This window comes from Roseofilum sp. SBFL, assembly GCF_017746885.1.
GTDB lineage: Bacteria > Cyanobacteriota > Cyanobacteriia > Cyanobacteriales > Desertifilaceae > Roseofilum.
In genome coordinates this window covers 15,062-33,965 of the sequence record NZ_JAGHZH010000133.1, presented here as the reverse complement: position 1 = coordinate 33,965, position 18,904 = coordinate 15,062, and the positions used below count along the sequence as shown (strand labels likewise).

Annotated in this window: 13 protein-coding genes; 6 read left to right on the top strand and 7 right to left on the bottom strand. The window is 43.7% G+C overall.

All coding sequences use genetic code 11. The features are described 5' to 3' along the window. Positions 1-94 precede the first annotated feature (94 nt). Both J7545_RS14240 and J7545_RS14235 read left to right on the top strand, forming a co-directional pair. Positions 95-574 (top strand): hypothetical protein, encoded by a 480-nt coding sequence (locus J7545_RS14240; protein WP_271936785.1) that lies wholly within the window; start codon positions 95-97, stop codon positions 572-574. 26 nt (positions 575-600) lie between these two features. Then, the gene (locus J7545_RS14235; RefSeq protein ID WP_318698516.1) at positions 601-933 is read left to right on the top strand and encodes a (2Fe-2S) ferredoxin domain-containing protein; all 333 of its coding nucleotides are present in this window, start codon (positions 601-603) and stop codon (positions 931-933) included. On the opposite strand, the gene J7545_RS14230 is transcribed toward J7545_RS14235, so the two are convergent. Beyond that, positions 921-1,268 (bottom strand): glutathione S-transferase family protein, encoded by a 348-nt coding sequence (locus J7545_RS14230; protein WP_318698517.1) that lies wholly within the window; start codon positions 1,266-1,268, stop codon positions 921-923. The genes J7545_RS14235 and J7545_RS14230 overlap by 13 nt on opposite strands. Before the next feature lie 33 nt (positions 1,269-1,301). Further along, complete coding sequence (locus J7545_RS14225; protein WP_318698518.1) at positions 1,302-2,129, bottom strand: metallophosphoesterase; 828 nt, start codon at positions 2,127-2,129, stop codon at positions 1,302-1,304. A gap of 340 nt (positions 2,130-2,469) precedes the next feature. On the opposite strand from J7545_RS14225, the gene J7545_RS14220 reads away from it, so the two are divergent. Then, positions 2,470-3,768: a DUF917 family protein gene (locus J7545_RS14220; RefSeq protein WP_318698519.1), complete on the top strand. Its 1,299-nt coding sequence runs from the start codon at positions 2,470-2,472 to the stop codon at positions 3,766-3,768. A 335-nt stretch (positions 3,769-4,103) separates the two neighbouring features. Next, positions 4,104-9,458 carry an AAA family ATPase gene (locus tag J7545_RS14215; protein ID WP_318719733.1) on the top strand — a complete coding sequence of 1,785 codons (5,355 nt, stop codon included), beginning with the start codon at positions 4,104-4,106 and terminating at the stop codon, positions 9,456-9,458. 41 nt (positions 9,459-9,499) lie between these two features. On the opposite strand, the gene J7545_RS14210 is transcribed toward J7545_RS14215, so the two are convergent. Then, the gene (locus J7545_RS14210) at positions 9,500-10,174 is read right to left on the bottom strand and encodes a response regulator transcription factor (RefSeq protein ID WP_271936770.1); all 675 of its coding nucleotides are present in this window, start codon (positions 10,172-10,174) and stop codon (positions 9,500-9,502) included. Between the two features lie 136 nt (positions 10,175-10,310). Continuing rightward, positions 10,311-11,300 (bottom strand): DMT family transporter, encoded by a 990-nt coding sequence (locus tag J7545_RS14205; RefSeq protein WP_318698521.1) that lies wholly within the window; start codon positions 11,298-11,300, stop codon positions 10,311-10,313. Positions 11,301-11,739: 439 nt separating this feature from the next. Here J7545_RS14205 and J7545_RS14200 point away from each other — a divergent pair, with 439 nt between their 5' ends. Together J7545_RS14200 and J7545_RS14195 are read left to right on the top strand one after the other, a co-directional pair. Then, positions 11,740-13,317: a serine/threonine phosphatase gene (locus tag J7545_RS14200; RefSeq protein ID WP_318698522.1), complete on the top strand. Its 1,578-nt coding sequence runs from the start codon at positions 11,740-11,742 to the stop codon at positions 13,315-13,317. 41 nt (positions 13,318-13,358) lie between these two features. Continuing rightward, positions 13,359-14,594: a protein kinase domain-containing protein gene (locus J7545_RS14195; protein WP_318698523.1), complete on the top strand. Its 1,236-nt coding sequence runs from the start codon at positions 13,359-13,361 to the stop codon at positions 14,592-14,594. A gap of 61 nt (positions 14,595-14,655) precedes the next feature. Here the strand turns inward: J7545_RS14195 and J7545_RS14190 are convergent, their stop codons facing one another. The 3 genes from J7545_RS14190 to J7545_RS14180 form a co-directional block, all read right to left on the bottom strand. Then, positions 14,656-14,871 (bottom strand): DUF4327 family protein, encoded by a 216-nt coding sequence (locus tag J7545_RS14190; protein ID WP_271936764.1) that lies wholly within the window; start codon positions 14,869-14,871, stop codon positions 14,656-14,658. Between the two features lie 299 nt (positions 14,872-15,170). Next, positions 15,171-17,090 carry a glutamine--fructose-6-phosphate transaminase (isomerizing) gene (gene glmS / locus J7545_RS14185; protein WP_318698524.1) on the bottom strand — a complete coding sequence of 640 codons (1,920 nt, stop codon included), beginning with the start codon at positions 17,088-17,090 and terminating at the stop codon, positions 15,171-15,173. 387 nt (positions 17,091-17,477) lie between these two features. Further along, positions 17,478-18,608 (bottom strand): site-2 protease family protein, encoded by a 1,131-nt coding sequence (locus tag J7545_RS14180; protein WP_318698525.1) that lies wholly within the window; start codon positions 18,606-18,608, stop codon positions 17,478-17,480. Positions 18,609-18,904: the final 296 nt, after the last annotated feature.

Sequence of the window (18,904 nt, the reverse complement as noted above, 5' to 3'; positions counted from 1 at the left end):
TTAAGACTCTGTAGCGCAATCATACCCTATGGTGTTACAGGCTGGTAGGGGTTCACTTCTAAATCTGTCAATTGTTGTTCTCTCTTCATGTGATATGCTCAAAAATCACCGCAAACCTGTTAGTCTGTCTTTTTCCTCGACGGATCTTCCTATTTATTCGTTTGTCGAAACTGCCGCTACGTTATACCGTAAAGATCGAGACCGCTTTCATCTGTTACTCAATGAACCAGGACTCTACGACCGTAACCCAGAAATCGATCCAACCATTCCCTTAGCCGGGCCGCCGCGATTATTATGGTTAGAAATTTCTGCTCATCGGGTAGTGATGACGATGCAGGGGAATGGCAAATTGAGTTATCGCCATTTCTGGGAACAAGGCATGTATGGATTATCTCGATATTGGCTCTCTGGAGAATCAGCCCATGAGGTAGGACAGATGCGCTTACGCAATTTTACTCACAGTTTGATTTTAACGGGGTATTCCCAACCTGAACACTTGAGAATTGAGTATGAACTGTGGTGCGAGCGCCTCAATTTAGGTCAATATGTCTTATCCTTGGATATTCATCATTAAATTCATCATTAAAAAGGCAATAGGCAATGGGTAAGGGGTCAGAAAATTCTCCAGAAGAGCTGAATTGTCGGTATGTTTGGCTTTGTCAACATGAATCTTGCACTAGGCAAGGATCGGCTCAAGTTTTAGCTGCTTTTGAAGCCTATGCGAGTGAAACACTTAAAGTAGAAGTTGTTGGGTGTCAAGGGCAGTGTAATCTGGCTCCAACGGTGCGGGTTTTACCCGATGAAACTTGGTATTGTCGGGTAAAACCAGAAGATGTGGCTGAGATTGTTGAATCCCATCTTCTGGGAGGGGAAACGGTACAGAGACTTCTGCACCCTCGTATCCATTGGCAATATCAATATTATAGTGAATAAGGGTGAATTGATAGGGCAATATCAGCCACGCTATAACGATCTTCGACAAAAAAATCATTAACCCTTAAATGATTTTCCATCCCCTCTAACACCGCATATCCTCCCTGGCATTTTTGCGCGATGGCTTCCTGAGACTCCTGTTCTTTTCCTAAAATCGAAATCCAATAGCGAGGTGTGGCAATATAAGGTTCATGGCTGTACTGTTCAAAAAACATCCACTGTAACACCTGTACTTTCTCCCTTGAAATATCGGGATATAGATTACTTCCTTGACTGAGATAGACCAAAATTGTATTCAATTCAAACCAATATTTTTCTGGCTCAATTTCAATCACTGGTATCTGTCCATAAAGTTTGATCGTTTTGACTTAAACTAACGTAATAACCGTTAATTCTGGAGGACAAAATAACCGACCAGGGGGATAAGTTCCCAATCCTCGATTCACATAAAGGCGATTGTGATTAATTTGGTACAACCCAGCAGACCATTCCCAATGCTTAACGACGCGATTGCACTTGCGTTGCAGTAAAGGGATATACTCCCGTAACCACTTAGGTGTTACCTTAATTACTCGATCTTGATAAGCGATTAATGGCCCCAATTGAGGTAACACAATTTGCCCTCCATGGGTATGACCAGATAGCTGTAAATCCACACGCCATTGTTGTAAGACTTCCGCACTATCAGGTTGATGGGACAGCACAATACGCGGTAACTTTGGATCGAGATGATCTAACACTGAAGCTGGATTGAATTCGGGTGACCAAAAATCCGGCAATCCCACCAAAGCTAATCCTTTTCCCAGAGGATAAATGACCTGATTCCACAAGACCTGAATCCCAATTTTAGTTAAGGCTTCAGTAACGATGAATTGAGTGGTCGGATAATAAAGATCGTGGTTCCCCAAAACGGCATAAATCCCTCGCCGAGACTCTAGCCGTTTTAACCGTTTGACTAGAGCATGAATGGGATCGGGTTCATGAATGACAAAATCCCCCGTCAAGACCACCAGATCGGGATTGATGCTATTGCTAGTGCGAATCGCTTCGGTTAACAGTTCCTCAGAAAGTTCCACTCCATCATAATGAAAATCAGATAATTGGGCGATCTTCAGTCCTGGTAACTGTGGGGGCAAGTCCTTGACGGTAACTGTTAGAGTCTCAACGGTTAACGGCCCAGAAAAAAATCTGTGCATAAGCGTTATCAACAATGTCGTGACTCTTCTAGCATAGCTTACAGGGATTTGCACTACAGCGTGTTCTCATCCGCATAGAAGTATTAAAAATATCGTGCTGACGATGTAGGATGGGGCGATCGCATTTTGGTCAATTTCACGCACTCATAAATTGTCACATAGGCGACAATTTACCTGAGTCCTATAGCTCTAAAACGAACCTTAAAACCTTTATTAGAGTACAACAACTTATACCGATTTTAGGTTTAATCTAAATTTAAGCTTTGTTTGCCTAAAAGGGTATTTTTTAGCATAGGATACTGACTAAATCTGCATTGTATTGAAAGGAGGAATTAATTATATGCCAGATTGGACCCTAAATCTAAATCGAGAAGAACTTAAAAACATAGCCAATGGTGCGTGTATCTACGGTTCTGGAGGGGGCGGCGCTGCTACTTTGATAGATCCTCTAATAGAGGTTATTTTGGAAGTAGCCAAACAGAAAAAGGCTACGACACTTGAAGTCGTTGATCTGAATACTCTTAATGATAATGCTGGCATAGCTATACCAGCAGCAGCCGGTTCTCCAGCGTCAGCCGAAGATAGGGATTTTGCCGGAAAACTGACTAAGGAAGCGTTGAAAGCGTTCAATGAGTTGAAAGACAAAGAAGAGCAGCACACTGAGAAGAAAATAACACATGTTTTAGCGGTTGAGGTAGGAGTCATTAACACGCTGATCCCTATCTATGTAGCAGTTGAATCAGGCTTACCCCTCATAGATGGAGCTGGTGGACTGCGTAGCTTCCCGATACTTCCCCTGTCTAGCTTTGCTAGCCAAAATATTCCAGTTTCACCTTTGGTGCTTGCTAGTCCAGAAAAAACTATCACCTATACAATCGAGTCAAGTGACACCACTCCAGGTGCTGAGGCTGCTGCTGCGGAAGCTCCCATGAGAGGTATCCTTAGCACTCCAGATTTTGGCAACATGGCGGGAATCGCCTTCTGGACTATGACTGGCTTAGATGCCAAGAAAGCCACGGTAAGATGTACTCTCACTAAGGCCAAGGAACTCGGTCAAGTACTCCAGGAAGCTAAGGACAGTGGGATCGATCCTGTAGATGCCGTTTTAGGCCAGATGACGGGGAGTAGAAAACTGCTGGAAAAAGGAAGGCTTGATTATTCGGAAAATAGTACCTCTGGAAGCCTAGATTACCTCAAGGTTTTTTTCAAGAAGGTAAAGGCAGAAAATGCAAAAGATACAGAACAGGAAACATACGTCCGAATCTACGCTGTGAACGAAAATCTCATAGCTTGGAATGACCAGAATACTTCTCCAATTGCTATAGGACCAGCTCTTATGTGCTATCTAACCTGCGATGGAGATGTATTTACCAATGCAGATTTGGAGACAATCAAGGACAAGGATATTGCAATCATAGGTGCTCCCCCCCAAAATCTGCAAAAATCGCCGAGTGGTTATATTGAATATGTTATTGATTGCTATTTGAGTATTCTACACGGCATAGGCTATGGAGGGGCGTATGCAGATATTGAGGATCTTCCAGATCCTGAAGGTTCGACTTCTGCAACAATTCGTGGGCTACCACGAAAGCGATTCTCAGAGTACTCTAAACGTCAGGTGATGAGTTGGCGCGGTTAGTCTCGACAATAGGAGAGAAACTAGAAGTAATCATATAAGGTCAGAGAAGCAGACTGCACAGACTCCATAAAGTATCTGTGTAGTTTGTTGTCTTAAACTATGAGACTCCAGGGAAAAACTCAGGATTCATCATCCAAAATCCCTCGATCCGAGATTAGTTAGGCAATCCCTATCGGCATTGAAAAGCTTTGTTGCGCCGTGACAGCTCTGTAAATTCGCCAGTTAAGCTGACTTTTCCCAGTGAATAAATACTGATTAATTCTCGTGTTATAAAAGTAATATAGCGCTTCAGCGCAAAATGCTATAGTACCTTCTGGTTTACCGAAGTTATTTTTATGGTCGCTCTTGTCGGATACGAAGACTTAATTTTAATCCACGATAGCAATAACTCCCAAGTGTATCGCGCCCGTAGAATCAGTGATAATCAACCGGTTATATTAAAATTTCTCAACCGAGAATATCCAACCTCGGAGCAGATTCGACGCTACAAACAAGAATACCAGCTTACTCAGCAGTTAGAATCGTCTGGTATCGTCAAAGCCTATAGCCTCGAAGAATGGCAAAGAAGTGTGGCCATCGTTCTAGAAGACTTTGGGGCAATCTCCCTAAGAAAATGGCTGCAAGAACGGGGGCCAATTTCCCTGGAAGAGTTTTTATTGCTAGCGATCGCGATTACCGAGAGTCTAGGACAAATTCACGCCCAACATATTATTCATAAAGACATTAATCCTGCCAATATTGTTCTCAATCCCAAAACCCAAGTCCTAAAAATCATTGATTTTGGTATAGCTACTCAACTGAGTAGAGAAAATCCAACCCTAAAAAATCCTCATGTCTTGGAAGGTACTCTGGCTTATATTTCCCCGGAGCAAACCGGAAGAATGAATCGCAGTTTAGACTATCGCACGGATTTTTATTCCTTAGGAGTGACTTTCTATGAAATGCTAGCAGGAAGATTGCCCTTTGAAACTGAAGATCCTTTGGAGTTTGTTCACGCTCATATTGCCAAGATGCCGATCGCATTAGGAAATAGGGAGAAAATTCCGCAGATTATTGCGGATATTGTGATGAAATTAATGGCGAAGAATGCAGAGGAGCGCTATCAAAGTGCTGAGGGATTGCAAGCCGATTTAGAAGAATGTCGTCGACAATTAGATGAAACGGGTAACATGACTGTCTTTTCCCTAGCTCGACAGGATTTTGTCGCTCACTTTCAGATTCCCCAAAAGCTCTACGGACGGGAAAAAGAAATCGCAACCCTACTAGCAGCATTTGAAGAAGTCGCCGAGACGGGTAAAGTCGAGCTGATGTTGGTGGCAGGTTATTCGGGAATGGGAAAATCCTCCCTAGTCCAAGAGCTTTATAAAGCGATTACTGCACATCGGGGCTATTTCATTTCCGGGAAATTCGACCAATTTCAGCGAAATATACCCTATTCGGCGATCGTGGCTGCTTTTAGCTCTCTGGTGGGGCAACTACTCGGAGAAAGTGAAGCTTCGTTACAAATCTGGCGAGAAAAATTATTAAAAGCGTTGGGAAATAATGGACAAGTTATTGTCGATGTGATTCCTGAAGTTGAACTGATTATCGGTAAGCAACCTCCTGTTCCTGAGTTAGGAGCAAACGAGACTCAAAATCGCTTTAACCTGGTTTTCGGAAATTTTATCCATGTTTTTTGCGATCGGGAACATCCGCTAACTCTCTTTATAGACGACTTGCAATGGGCAGATTTTGCCACATTGCAACTGATTGAGCGACTATTGCTCGAAGAGCCAACAGAATATCTCTTGCTGTTGGGAGCTTATCGTGATAATGAAGTTTCTGCTGCCCATCCTTTGGCAATGTCCCTGGCAAAACTCCAGCAAAATAAGGGCAAGACGATAGCCGAGATTATTTTAAATCCTTTACCCCTCAACCAAGTTACGGCTTTAATCGGTGATGCCCTACAGCAGAACCCACAAGCGGAGCATTTAGCCCGGTTAGTTTGGCAAAAAACCGGAGGAAATCCTTTCTTTATCAATGAATTTTTACAAGCCTTGTATGACGAAGAGTTGCTACAATTCAACCGGCAAGCGAGAAGCTGGCAATGGGATATGGCAGCGATTGAAGCTAGAGATTTCACCGATAATGTTGTAGAATTGATGGTAGAGAAACTACAAAAATTATCGCCATATAGCCAAGAAATTTTATCCCTTGCTGCTTGTTGGGGAGCAGAATTTGATTTAGACTTTCTAACCTGGGTTGGGGAAAAATCAGCAAGAGAAACTTTTGAGTTGTTAAAAGAAGGCCTCGATCGGGGTTTTATTTTACCTTTATCTGAACTGGATGAACATCTCCTGATCCAGTCTTATAAGTTTGGCCACGATAGAATTCAACAAGCAGCTTATGCTCTGATTCCCGATGATAGAAGAGCAACAACCCATTACCGTATCGGACAAATACTCCTCCAAAAGCTACCGCCAAAAGCAAGAGAAGAAGGCATTTTTGAGCTAGTCAATCAATTAAACTATGGGGCAAAATTAATTAACGAGCAAATAGAGCGAGATCAACTAGCCCACTTAAATCTCATCGCCTGTCGCAAAGCTAAACTCGCTACTGCTTATCAAGCAGCTCGTGAATATGCTAGCACGGGACTATCTTTGCTCGGAGTAAATGCCTGGCAGCAGCATTATGAAATGAGTTTAGCATTTCACAATCTGGCAGCAGAATTGGCGGCGCTATGTGGTGAACTAGATACGATGGAAAAGCTTATTGAGACTGTCATTGAGCAGGCACAATCTTTGCTAGAACGAATCCATATTTACCAGATAAAAATTAAGGCTAATATCTCGCAAGAGAAAGAAACTGAAGCCATTACTATTGCCCAACAAATCTTAGGAGAGTTGGGTATTACATTTCCTGAAATACCCAATCAAGATGATATTAAACAAGAAATTGCAGAAATTGAAACGCTGGTTGGAGATAGGGAAATTGAAGATTTAGTTCACTTGCCGGTTATGAAGGATGCAGAAAAGATTGCTATTGTAGAGATTGCTAACAGTGTCATACCAGCGGCCTTCTCCTGTGGATCTCCTTTGTTACCCTTACTGATTACTCTGTCAGTAAAAATATCTATTCAGTATGGAAATATATCAGCTTCGGGCTTTACTTATGCTCTCTATGGCAGTATCATGTGCAATTTTTCACAAAATGTAGATACGGGAGTAAAGTTTAGTAAGCTAGCACTCCAAGTCGTATCTAAATTGAATGCTAAAGCAGTTAAGTCTTCAGTATTAAATATAACTTCAATTATGGTTTTGCATCGCAAAGCTCATATAAAAGAAACTCTACCACTGTCGGAAGAGGGCTATATAAGTGGGTTGGAATCTGGAGATCGAGAGTTTGCAGGACATTGTGCTGGTGTTGTTTGCTTAAATTCTATTTGGTGCGGTCAGTATCTTCCTACCTTGGAGCAGCAGGCTCGCAACTATTGTAATACATTGGTGCAATTGAAGCAACTGAAAACAGCTAATCATTGTCGAATCTATTGGCAATGCGCCTTAAATTTACTAGGGTTTGCTGATTGTCCTAGTGTTCTGTCTGGGGAGGCTCTTCAAGAAGAAGAATTTCTGACGTTGAACAACGACTTGTCGAGGTTTGGTTTATTCTACCCACATAAACTTATGCTTGGCTATTTGTTTGGTGATATCGAATCAGCTCTAAACCATGCACTTGAGGGCAGGGCTTATTTAGGGACTATTGATGGAGTTGTGGCCATGCCTGGGTTTTATTTCTATGATTCATTGATTGCCATAGCAGCTTGTGGTCTCGGCTTGAAAGAGACATCGGAGATTCTAAAAAGGGTAGAAGAAAACCAAGCCAAACTGCAACAGCACTGGGCACATTATGCTCCGATGAATTATCAACATAAGGTGGATTTAGTTGAGGCGGAAAAATGTCGATTTTTAGGGCGAAAAATAGAAGCGATAGAACTATACAACCAGGCAATATCTGGAGCTAAGACCAACGAATATATCCACGAAGAAGCCCTTGCTAACGAACTAATGGCTAAATTTTATCTGGATTGGGGTCACGAAACTGCAGCCCGCGCTTACATGATGGAGGCTCGTTATTGCTATTCTCGCTGGGGAGCAACAGCGAAGGTAAGGCATTTGGAAGAAAACTATCCCCAATTGTTTCGAGTTTCAGCAGTTACTAGCTCGACAGATGATTCCGATCGCATATCGAACCCTACTCGCTCTAGTTCAAATAATAATTCGGATATGGCAAATTTTTCACCCACAACTAATAACACTGCCATAGAGACAAACCTATCAAAAACGAGTGACAGCAACTTTGGCTCCAGCCTAGATATCGATACAATTTTTAAAGCTAATCGAGTTATTTCTGGACAAATTGTCTTAGATAGATTGCTGGTAGAGTTAATGCATATTATTCTGCAAAATGCGGGGGCACAAACTGGATGTTTGATTATTGTTAATGAAGACAATTTAGTCATTGAAGCATCAGGAAGTGTTGATTCTGAAGAGATTGTAGCCCTTCAGAACCAACCCGTAACAGAATCTAATACGGTTTGTCATGCGATCGTGAACTATGTTGCTAGAACGCAGGAAAGCTTGGTCTTAAATAATGCTTGTTATTCTGGCAATTTTACTCGAGATCCTTATATTAAAACCAATCAATCTCAATCAATTCTCTGTATACCCCTAGTCAATCAGGGTAAATTAATTAGTATGGTTTATCTAGAGAACAACTTAACTACAGGTGCTTTTACGGATGATAGAGTAAATACACTACAGGTTCTTTCAGGACAAGCGGCGATCGCTCTAGAAAATGCATATTTATACCGTAATTTAGAGCAAAAAGTAGAAAAACGAACTGCCGAACTGGCTTTAGCTAACGCAGAAATTCAAACATTAAATGAACAACTAACTTCCGAAAATCTACGCTTGAGTTCAGAAGTGGATGTCGCCAGAAAGATTCAACAGATGGTGTTACCTAAGCAAACTGAATTAGAAGTTGTGGAAAACTTGGATATTGCGGGATTTATGGAGCCTGCGGATGAAGTAGGAGGAGATTATTATGATGTATTAAAGCAAGGCGATCGCATTAAAATTAGTATCGGAGACGTAACCGGTCATGGTTTAGAAAGTGGAGTATTGATGTTAATGGCGCAAACGGTTATTCGCACTCTAGAAAATATCCAGGAAACCCATGCGATTCATTTTTTAGAAATAGTTAATCAAACCTTATATCAAAACTTGGAACGCATGAACTCTGACAAAAATATGAGTTTAGCTATTCTGAACTATGAATGTGGAGTGATTCAGGTTAGTGGTCAACATGAAGAAATTATCCTAGTTCGAGCCGATGGACAACTGGAATTGATCGATACTCTGGATTTAGGGTTCCCTATTGGTTTGGAATTGGAGATTGGTGAATTTGTTGCTCAACAAGAGATCATCTTAAATCGAGATGATATTGTTATCTTATACACAGATGGCATTACAGAAGCGGAAAATATGGAGAATGAACTTTATGGGTTAGAGCGATTAACTCAATTAGCACAACAGTATCGGCAATATTCAGCGATGCAAATTCGCGATCTGATTATTGAAGAAGTCCGCCAGTTTATTGGGCAACAAAAAGTGTTTGATGATATTACTTTGGTGGTATTAAAACAACGGTAAATTTAGAGCCTTACGTTTTACCTACTAGAGAATAAATCAATCTAGTCCCGCAAAACATAGCCGACACCGCGCACCGTCTGAATTAATCGTTTTTCTTCATTAGCTTCTAACTTTAAGCGCAGATAACGAATATAAACTTCAATGATATTGGAGTCGCCCATAAAATCATAGCCCCAAACCTGTTCTAAAATCTGGTCGCGGGTGAGAACTTGGCGGGGATGCATCAGCAAATATTCTAACAAATCAAATTCTTTGGCGGTTAGCTCGATCGCCCGATCGCCGCGCTTGACTTCCCGCGACCTGCGATCTAAACTGAGATCCTCAAAGGCTAAATACTCGCGCTCCGATTTCTGCACTCGGCGAATTTGTACCCGAATCCTGGCCAATAATTCCTCAATATTAAAGGGTTTGACCAGATAATCATCCGCACCCGCATCCAATCCCGCAACGCGATCGCCAACTTCATCCTTAGCAGTCAACAAAATCACTGGGACATTCTCTCCTGTTTGGCGTAAACGGCGACATAAATCAATTCCACTTAACCCTGGTAACATCCAATCTAAAATCACTAAATCGGGTTTCAACTCTCGAATACGAGTTAATCCCGTCAACCCATCCCCCGCAACACTTACCTGGTATCCTTCGTATTGCAGTTCTAACTCCACAAAACGAGCGAGTTTTTCTTCATCTTCAATGACCAGGATATGGGAACTCATGACTGTAGACCTAATATCAATTAAAAATTCAGAAATGATATAACTAGAAACTTAACTCACCATGATACTATCGTCGATCAAGTAGGGGCGAAGATTTTTTCGCCCCTACAGATGGATGGCGATTAACCCAACCATTCTAGGTAGATGACTCTTGACTGAGGATGCGATCGCTATATTGACTCGATTTAGCTAGATAAATTCCCCCTAAAACCGTAGCAAAAGCAATCATATTAATCAACGTTAATCCTTCAGCAAAAACCATCCAAGCAATCATCGCGGCAAAAACCGGATCGAGTAACAGGAAAATTCCCACTAAACCCGAAGACAGACGCTTGAGACTATAGGCTTGTAATCCTTGTCCCACCACTTGACAAATCACCGCTAAGGCAATCACAGAGAGCCATCCCGATACTGTAATCGGAAAGAGTTGGTCTTCAGCCAATAAAACAACCGGCAGGGAGAGAATTGCGCCGACACCACAGCACCACATTAAGATTACCGTAGCGGGAAATTTGTGGCGCAGAGTTTCAATTAACATTAAATTGGCAGCAGAAAAGACAGCCGATAATAGGGCGGCAATATCTCCATTCAGATGTTCAGCGCCAACTTGGAAATCATCGAGTCCCAGAGCAATCGCCCCAATCAGAGCAATGAGTAAGCCCATTAAAAACGGCCGATCGAAGGACTCACGGAAAATGATCCAAGCCCCCAGAGTTGTAAATAAAGGCGTTAGGTTATGTAAAATGGTAGAATTGGCGACACCGGTTAGAGTCAAAGACCAAGCCCAAAAGGCCAAACATCCCCAAAACATCACCCCTGCACTGATTAACAACATCACATCCCGTCGATTGAGCGGTTCAACGTTTGGGTTGGGAGCTAGAGAATCGCTGCTTTTCCAGTGTTCTAGGGCATAAACCACCCCCAAAACGATAAAGGCAATCCAAAACCGGTTGAAAATCGTAGAAAATGGGCCTAGCTCTCGTTCACTCAAGCGAATGAAAATGGCAGCGAAGGATAAAGAAGCGATCGCCAAAAAGACAGCTAATAGGGCAGATACGGTGGAACTGATTTTAGGAATTTTAGGTAAATGGGGTTGAATTGAGGGTAAGGCTCTGGTAACAGACATGATCTTAGCAAGGGTTATCCTTGGAGTAACAGGAGTAGCGGAAGGAGGTTGAGTCAATTTTTTAATCCTCTCCTTCCAATTATCTTAAGATTGCGATCGGATAGCTCAGACATCATTTTTGCAATTTGTTACACAATTAAACGGCTCTTCATTGAATCATCAAACTGAGACAATAAATGACCATGGGAAATCTAACCTGCTATCCTGAAAGGTGCAAGAGATTGTGCGATTGTGTAGCGATGCCTAGCCTCATTGCGCAGCAATGCCCAGCCTTATCGCATTAGCGATGAGTCACAGATCGCCACCGTCCACCCGGTTGTCCAACTCCCCTGATGATTGTTATCTATTCTTAAGCCACTATTCTGGATTCCCAGAATCTCCAGACGTACTAATTAACAATTCTCCCAAATCAAGCTCAAGACTAACCTTAAACAACCCTATGGATATCTCACCCAATGCACAAGTTATTCTTCCAGAACTCGCCCAGATTTATCGAGCGCTAGAATCACAACTCAATGAAATGGATCGCCATCGTGTCCCTTCCCTGCAGGAATCTTGGCTGGAAGACGAAAACAAAACAGTTACGGCGATCGAAGACCGTTCAGACTGGAAAAAAGTGGTCGATCTGTGGAGGGAAGAAAACATGCCCTCAGAGCAAATTATCTTTATGTTCCATGAGATGATCGATCTCTGGGAACAGCTCGAAATCGTCCATTGTTGCCAAAGCCTCCTAGAACTAGACAACCTTCTGCTCGATGAAGATGAAATTCTGTGCCTTAAATGCTTATATCCCGATGGCAACCCAGAAGCAGTCACCCTTAAAGAGTTAGGTAAACTGTGGCAAAAACTCTTTCAACAATCAGATATGACTCAAGTGGGATCGTTACTCACCCTCTTTCAAGACCTGAAAGCGGAAAAAATGACCTCCATTGACCAACTACGCGATCGCCTAGAAGACATTTTAGCCGAAGAACAAGGCCATCCAGACCTAGACAACGATCCCGAAAGCCTTGCCCCCCTCTATTCTGAAGAAGAACTCGATCAGGACAAAACCCAACCTATTGACTACAACGACTATAACCCCGCTGCATTTTCTCCATCTGCCCCTACCCAGTTTCCCAGTTCCACAGGTGCCCCCTTTGAAGATATGCCCACTGTGGTTTTACCGATGCAACTGTTTAGCCTCGATTATGCGGGGGCAACGGATAAGGGGATGCAACGAGACCACAATGAAGATAGTTTTCTGATTCATACCCAACTAGAACGCATTGAAGATAAAACTGGGCGTACTATCCATGCCAAAGGCTTGTATATTCTCTGTGATGGGATGGGTGGACATGCTGGTGGAGAAGAAGCCAGTATGGTTGGAGTGAAAACCCTCAAAGAGTATTTTCAAACCCATTGGTTTGATTTACCCGATTCTGACTCTCGTCTACCTTCGACTGAATGTATTGGAGAAGGCATATTACAGGCTAATCAAGCCATCTATGACATTAATCAATCCCAAAGTCGTACCGGAAGCGGACGAATGGGAACTACCTTGGTTTTGGTCTTAATTCAGGATGTTCATGTGGCTGTTGCCCATGTGGGCGATAGTCGGTTATACATGTTTAGTCGAAAACAGGGGTTAAGCGCACTGACTCAAGACCATGATGTTGCCCAACGGGAAATTAAGCGCGGATTAGAACCTGAATTAGCCTTTGCTCGTCCCGATGCCTATCAGTTAACTCAAGCATTAGGCCCACGCCACAACGATTTTGTCAAACCGGATATTTATTGTTTTGAACTTAATCAAGATAGTCTATTGCTATTAAGCTCCGATGGACTGACGGATAATGATTTAGTAGAAAAGCATGTAGGGACGCATATTGAACCCCTGATGAGTTCTCGTGTCAATCTGGAGCGAGGAGTGAGTGATTTAATAGATTTGGCTAACGAACATAATGGTCATGACAATATTACGGTGGTTCTAGTTCGGGCCAAGGTGCGCCCTAATTTAGGAGGATTAAGCCGTTAAGTCAATATTGAATTGTTCTGTACTGTTTGAGATACGTCAAGATGATACAAGGGACGATCGCCCTCACTCTATTAGATCCGAAGAAAGGAGAGCCGCTGCAAACCTGGGAATTTCCTCCTCAAGGGAAAGTTCGTATTGGCCGGGCCCAGGATAATGAAGTGGTGCTTTCTAATGATTTGGTGTCTCGGTATCATTTGGAGTTAGAACCCATTCCCCATCAGACGGATGAGGCGATCGCCTGGAGAGTCACTAACCGAGGCACAAATGGCACGCTAGTGAACCATCAAGCCATCTCCCAAATGATCGTCGAGAGTAAAAGTCTGATCCAGTTAGCTGCTGGGGGGCCAATTTTAGAGCTTACCTTTGTAAATCAGATGATTGCTCTCCCTCCAACGACATCAGGATGCACCCATGAAGGCAATGCTCCGAATAATTTGTTTTGTATCCATTGTGGTCAACCCTTGCACGTTGAAAAACAAGTGCGGGATTATCGGATTTTGCGAATTTTAGGTCAAGGGGGTATGGGAACAACCTATTTGGCCTATCCTCCTCCATCGAAAAAAAATTCATCTCCGTTAATCGTGCTTAAGGAAATGAATTCTGATTTAGCCCGCATTGCTAAGGCTAGGGAGTTGTTTGACCGGGAAGCTCGCACCCTGAAGGGGTTAAACCATCCCGGAATTCCTCGCTTTTTTGATTCGTTTATTGAGGAGGGTAAAAAGTATTTGGCAATGGAGTTAATCCATGGTGAGGATTTAGAGCGCTTGCTCTATCAGCAGGGGCCGTTTTCTGCACCAGTTGCCATTGAGTTGATGATTCAAACCTGCCAGATTTTGAGTTACTTGCACAGCCAATCACCCCCGATTGTGCATCGGGATATCAAACCGGCGAATCTATTGCTACGTCGCTTAGATCGTCAGATTGTGGTGATTGACTTTGGAGCAGTTAAGGAGATTGGAACGCCCTTGGGAACTCGGATTGGAGCAGAGGGCTATAGTGCCCCCGAACAGGATCGAGGACAACCAGTAACCCAATCGGATTTATATGCGATCGGTCCAACTCTGGTGTTTTTACTGACTGGAGAGCAGCCGCTTAAGTATTATAAACGCCGCCGGGTTCTCTCCTATCGTTTAGATTTGCAGTCCGTGGAAGCGATCGCTCCACCTCTGCGGGACGTGATTGAAAAGACGACAGCTCCTAAACCCCGCGATCGATTCCCCAATGCTGAACGATTAGCGCAAGCTTTAGATTCTGCACTTTCAGCCATTACGGGATAAAGGAGTTTTGGGGTTTGAGACCTATTTTTTTGATAATTGGTTCTTTACCCCTAGCATGGCATTAGTCTTCCCATTCTTCTACGGCCAGGAGTTCACTAACTGGGTCTTGCATAGAGAAGTCATAGGCTTTCAATTCTTTTTTCCAATATTTCCACTGATCGCCATACAAAAATGCCATTTTCCAAATGCCATCTGTCGGTTTCAGGATATTGGAATCCACCAATGATTTCACTTTGGTTTGCAGTTTAAACATTGGGTGAACAACCTGTTGTTTCATACAACCTTGATTCATATTTGAAGTTTGTCAAATCTTTTCTATGTGTACTTTCCTAGTAGCGAGTTAGGTTTCTCGTGAGGATTCTGCAGAATTAGAGAACAAGAACAGCTAGGAATTATTTTTCTTGTTACTTCCTCACAATAGCATAACACTCTAGGAAAGGGAAGACTTGCATAGAAAAGTTTTTTTTATCCGTGAGGCAATAGGCAATAGGTAATAGGTAACAGGAAATAGGGAATAGGTAATCGGCTATCCCCGTGTCCCCATGTCCCCGTGTCCCCGCGTCTCCCCTCATCCGCCTACTCTACGGTCACGGACTTAGCCAGATTGCGAGGTTGATCGACATCGAGACCTCTAAGGGCAGCAATATGATAAGCCAGTAACTGGAGAGGAATCACTGTAACCAAAGGAGAGAGAAACTCATCGACCGTGGGAATGGCTAAGATTTGGTTGAAAATATCCTGAGCTTCGAGGGAGTTTTTAGGAGTCACTCCAATTAGGCGAGCATCTCTGGCTTTGGCTTCTTGGGCATTGGAGAGCACTTTTTCATAGAGATCTCCAGGAGTTGCGATCGCCACAACCGGCACTTTTGCATCTAACAGGGCAATGGGGCCGTGTTTCATTTCGCCAGCCGGATAGCCTTCCGCATGAATATAACTGATTTCTTTGAGCTTCAATGCCCCTTCTAAGGCAATAGGAAAATTGATTCCCCGACCCAAAAAGATAAAATCGCTCGTTTCATTAAACTGATGGGCCAACTCACCAATATAACGATCCTGCTCTTCAATCAACCTCTCAATCAGCGCTGGCAATTCCCGTAACTTCTTGATAATACTCTCGATAACCTCCGGTTTCAGGGACTGGCGGCGATCGGCTAAATCCAACGCCAAAGCATAAAACGCCATCACCTGAGCGCTAAACGTTTTCGTTGCTGCCACTCCCACCTCTAAATTGGCATGGGTATTAATAATATAAGGAATTAACCGACCCAACGAACTTTCCGGCCGATTTGTAATGCCCAGCATTCGAGGTTGATAGGTACTTAAAGGGTGGGCCTTGCGCCGCTCCTGTTCCATCCCTAAAGCTGCCAGAGTATCGGCCGTTTCTCCCGACTGAGTAACCCCAATGGTTAACGTATTGGCTGTTAAAGGAGGGGGAGAGTAGCGAAACTCCGAGGCATATTGAACACAAGTTGGAATACCCGCCCACTGCTCCAGTAAATGCTTTCCAACTAGCGCCGCGTGCCAACTGGTTCCACAAGCCACAATATAAATTTGCTCTAAGTTTTCATACAAGCTCTTAGGCAAATTGAGTTGCACCAGTCCCTGGGAGGAGACAGACGGGGAAGACTGGCTAGAACGGCTTTTGTCCTGGGGTTGGAGATACCATTCCGGGTCAAAATAGGCATCGAGTTGGGTTCGTAGAACCGTTGGTTGCTCATAAATTTCTTTGAGCATAAAGTGGCGAAATCCTTGTTTTTCTGCGCTGCTGGGATTCCAGTTCAGGGTTTGGGGGTATTTAACCCGTCGCTCTCCCCGAAAATCATAAACTTCAACTCCCAAGGGAGTCAGACGAGCCATTTCCCCGTTATCTAAGGGCAAAATAATATGGGTATGGGAAACCAGAGCAGGAGTATCCGAGGCGCAGAAAAATTCCCCTTGACCAAATCCAATCACCAGGGGAGCTTGTTGGCGGACTACAATCAGTTCATCGGGGAATTGAGTCGAAATGACAGCAATGGCAAACGCCCCCTCTAACCGGTTCACTGTTTGCCTGACTGCTTCTAGGAAGGAACTGGGATGACTCGATAAATAGTCAGAAATCAGATGGGGAATCACCTCAGTGTCTGTATCGGAAACAAACTCATGACCCTTCGCCTTCAGTTCTTCTCGCAGTTCCCGATAATTTTCCACAATTCCATTTTGCACCACCGCCACCGTTTCCTGTGTATTGGTATGGGGATGGGCATTATACTCCTCCGGTTTACCATGGGTTGCCCATCGAGTATGGCCAATTCCCACCCGTGCCTTGTCTTCAACCCCCCTGAGCTTATCGCGCAAATTATACAACTTTCCTTTAGCTTTGATGGCGTGTAGTTCGCCTTCAGAAATCATAGCAACGCCTGCCGAATCATAACCTCGATATTCCAGCTTCTCTAATCCAGAAAGGAGAATATCCTTCGCTTCTTGAGTACCAATGTAGCCAACAATTCCACACATTGAATCGATTACTCCGGGTTGTATGAATGACGCAACTGGGGGGTTTGTAGACGGAGAACTGGGCTACCCCGTTCCCCTTAGCTGTTTATGCTAACAGTTTATTCAGATTATCATCGCCCTCCTCCGATCGCGATGATAATCTGGGTTGGCTGGATTTGAGTTTTTCTCGGTTACGCCGATGTTTAATCCCCTTTTGGGCCATTTTCCAAGCGCCGAAAGAACAAATACAACTGGCGAGTAAAGCAATGAGAAAGGGATGGGGCAGGTTGGCTCAAGGAGTGAAAGGTTAAAGTTCCTGACGGTATCCACATTGAATTCTTGCCGGATTGGGTACAATATCTGTAGGGGCGCATTTTTTCGCCCCTACAGATATTACTGGTTAATTGATTAGGCTTGCTGTTGAACCAAGCGGGCGATTTCTGTCTTATCCAGTAAGCCGACTAAACTACCATTCTCGCGAACCACTGGTAGTTCAGAGAGTTGTTTTTCTTGCAAGAGTTTCACAACTTCTAAGAGGTTTTGATTGGATTGGATCGTTTCTGAAGTAGGAGTCGGTTTAACTAAGGATTCAACCGTGGTTTCAGGCCATTCAGAGGTGGAAACCGATCGCATATCATCAATGGAGATTGTCCCTAACAGAAGACCTTCAGCATCAATGACTAGGAACTTTTTCCATTGCTTTTGACCAATGACATAGTTATTGGCAAACTCGCGCAAGGAGAGATTAGACACAACGATGGGACTTTCGGTATAAACTGCATCTTCTGCTTTCAGGTGAGTGAGAATATCTTGCAGGGTTGCTGACTGCGCCGAGCGACCCGCATTTTGCAACAGGAACCAACCAATCAAGAGTGTCCAAATACTACCAGCAATGGGTACACCGAACAGAACCATTTGAATATTAAACAGGGAGAGTCCGCCGATCGCCACCCCAAACCAACCGATCGCCTGTCCCATCCGACTGGCGAACACCACACCTCGGTTTGGGTTGCCAGTGATTTTCCACACTAGAGCCTTAAGGATATTGCCCCCATCCAATGGTAAACCAGGAATGAGGTTAAAAAAGGCTAAAACTAGGTTAATGTAGGCGATAAGCTCAATAATGGCGGCTATGGGGCCACTCAGGGGAGCATATATAGCGATACCTGTAAACAGGCCAAAGAGAATTAAGCTCACCGCAGGACCTGCGATCGCCACCCAAAAGGCTTCAGCAGGGGTTTTCGATTCTTTTTCTAAACTCGCTAGTCCCCCAAAGAGAAATAAAGTAATCGAATTCACCCCAATCCCCTGACGGATAGCAACCAAACTATGGCCAAGTTCGTGGGCTAAAACAGAAGAAAAGAGTAGCAGAGCAGCGCCTAATCCTAAAATCCAAGGTAGAGCTAAACCGAGTTGGGGAAAAGTAGCACTGAGGTTGGTTCCATAGTTCAACGTCACTAAACCGAGAACCAGAAACCAGGAGGGATTAATATAAAAGGGAATGCCAAAAAGACTGCCCACACGAATATTGCCGTTCATAAGACACCTCTGATTTTGAGATTGCATCACATAAGGGGAGGGGTGCGCCTCGCTCTCTCTATTGTAATCGTCGGCTAATTGAGGGTTAAGGACGTTTTGGGGGGATTATCCGTCCTTGAACAGTTCGGCTTAAAGGTTTAGAATCTGCCTATTCTCTTGCTCTCAATCCTAGAGTTAACACTTCCCCCTCCCCTTGTCTGGATCGGTTAAACTTCGGCATAATAGATGGGGGCAAACGTTATCCTACCTTCACTCTCACTCCCCCTCCCCTGGTCAATGATTGGATTCTGATTCTC

Bases quoted from the DNA above. Each gene is read 5' to 3' on its own strand.
- J7545_RS14190 (WP_271936764.1), bottom strand. From the start codon at position 14,871: ATGAAACAACAGGTTGTTCACCCAATGTTTAAACTGCAAACCAAAGTG.
- J7545_RS14220 (WP_318698519.1), top strand. From the start codon at position 2,470: ATGCCAGATTGGACCCTAAATCTAAATCGAGAAGAACTTAAAAACATA.
- J7545_RS14180 (WP_318698525.1), bottom strand. From the start codon at position 18,608: ATGAACGGCAATATTCGTGTGGGCAGTCTTTTTGGCATTCCCTTTTAT.
- J7545_RS14225 (WP_318698518.1), bottom strand. From the start codon at position 2,129: ATGCACAGATTTTTTTCTGGGCCGTTAACCGTTGAGACTCTAACAGTT.
- glmS (WP_318698524.1), bottom strand. From the start codon at position 17,090: ATGTGTGGAATTGTTGGCTACATTGGTACTCAAGAAGCGAAGGATATT.
- J7545_RS14235 (WP_318698516.1), top strand. From the start codon at position 601: ATGGGTAAGGGGTCAGAAAATTCTCCAGAAGAGCTGAATTGTCGGTAT.
- J7545_RS14195 (WP_318698523.1), top strand. From the start codon at position 13,359: ATGATACAAGGGACGATCGCCCTCACTCTATTAGATCCGAAGAAAGGA.
- J7545_RS14205 (WP_318698521.1), bottom strand. From the start codon at position 11,300: ATGTCTGTTACCAGAGCCTTACCCTCAATTCAACCCCATTTACCTAAA.
- J7545_RS14210 (WP_271936770.1), bottom strand. From the start codon at position 10,174: ATGAGTTCCCATATCCTGGTCATTGAAGATGAAGAAAAACTCGCTCGT.
- J7545_RS14240 (WP_271936785.1), top strand. From the start codon at position 95: ATGCTCAAAAATCACCGCAAACCTGTTAGTCTGTCTTTTTCCTCGACG.
- J7545_RS14215 (WP_318719733.1), top strand. From the start codon at position 4,104: ATGGTCGCTCTTGTCGGATACGAAGACTTAATTTTAATCCACGATAGC.
- J7545_RS14200 (WP_318698522.1), top strand. From the start codon at position 11,740: ATGGATATCTCACCCAATGCACAAGTTATTCTTCCAGAACTCGCCCAG.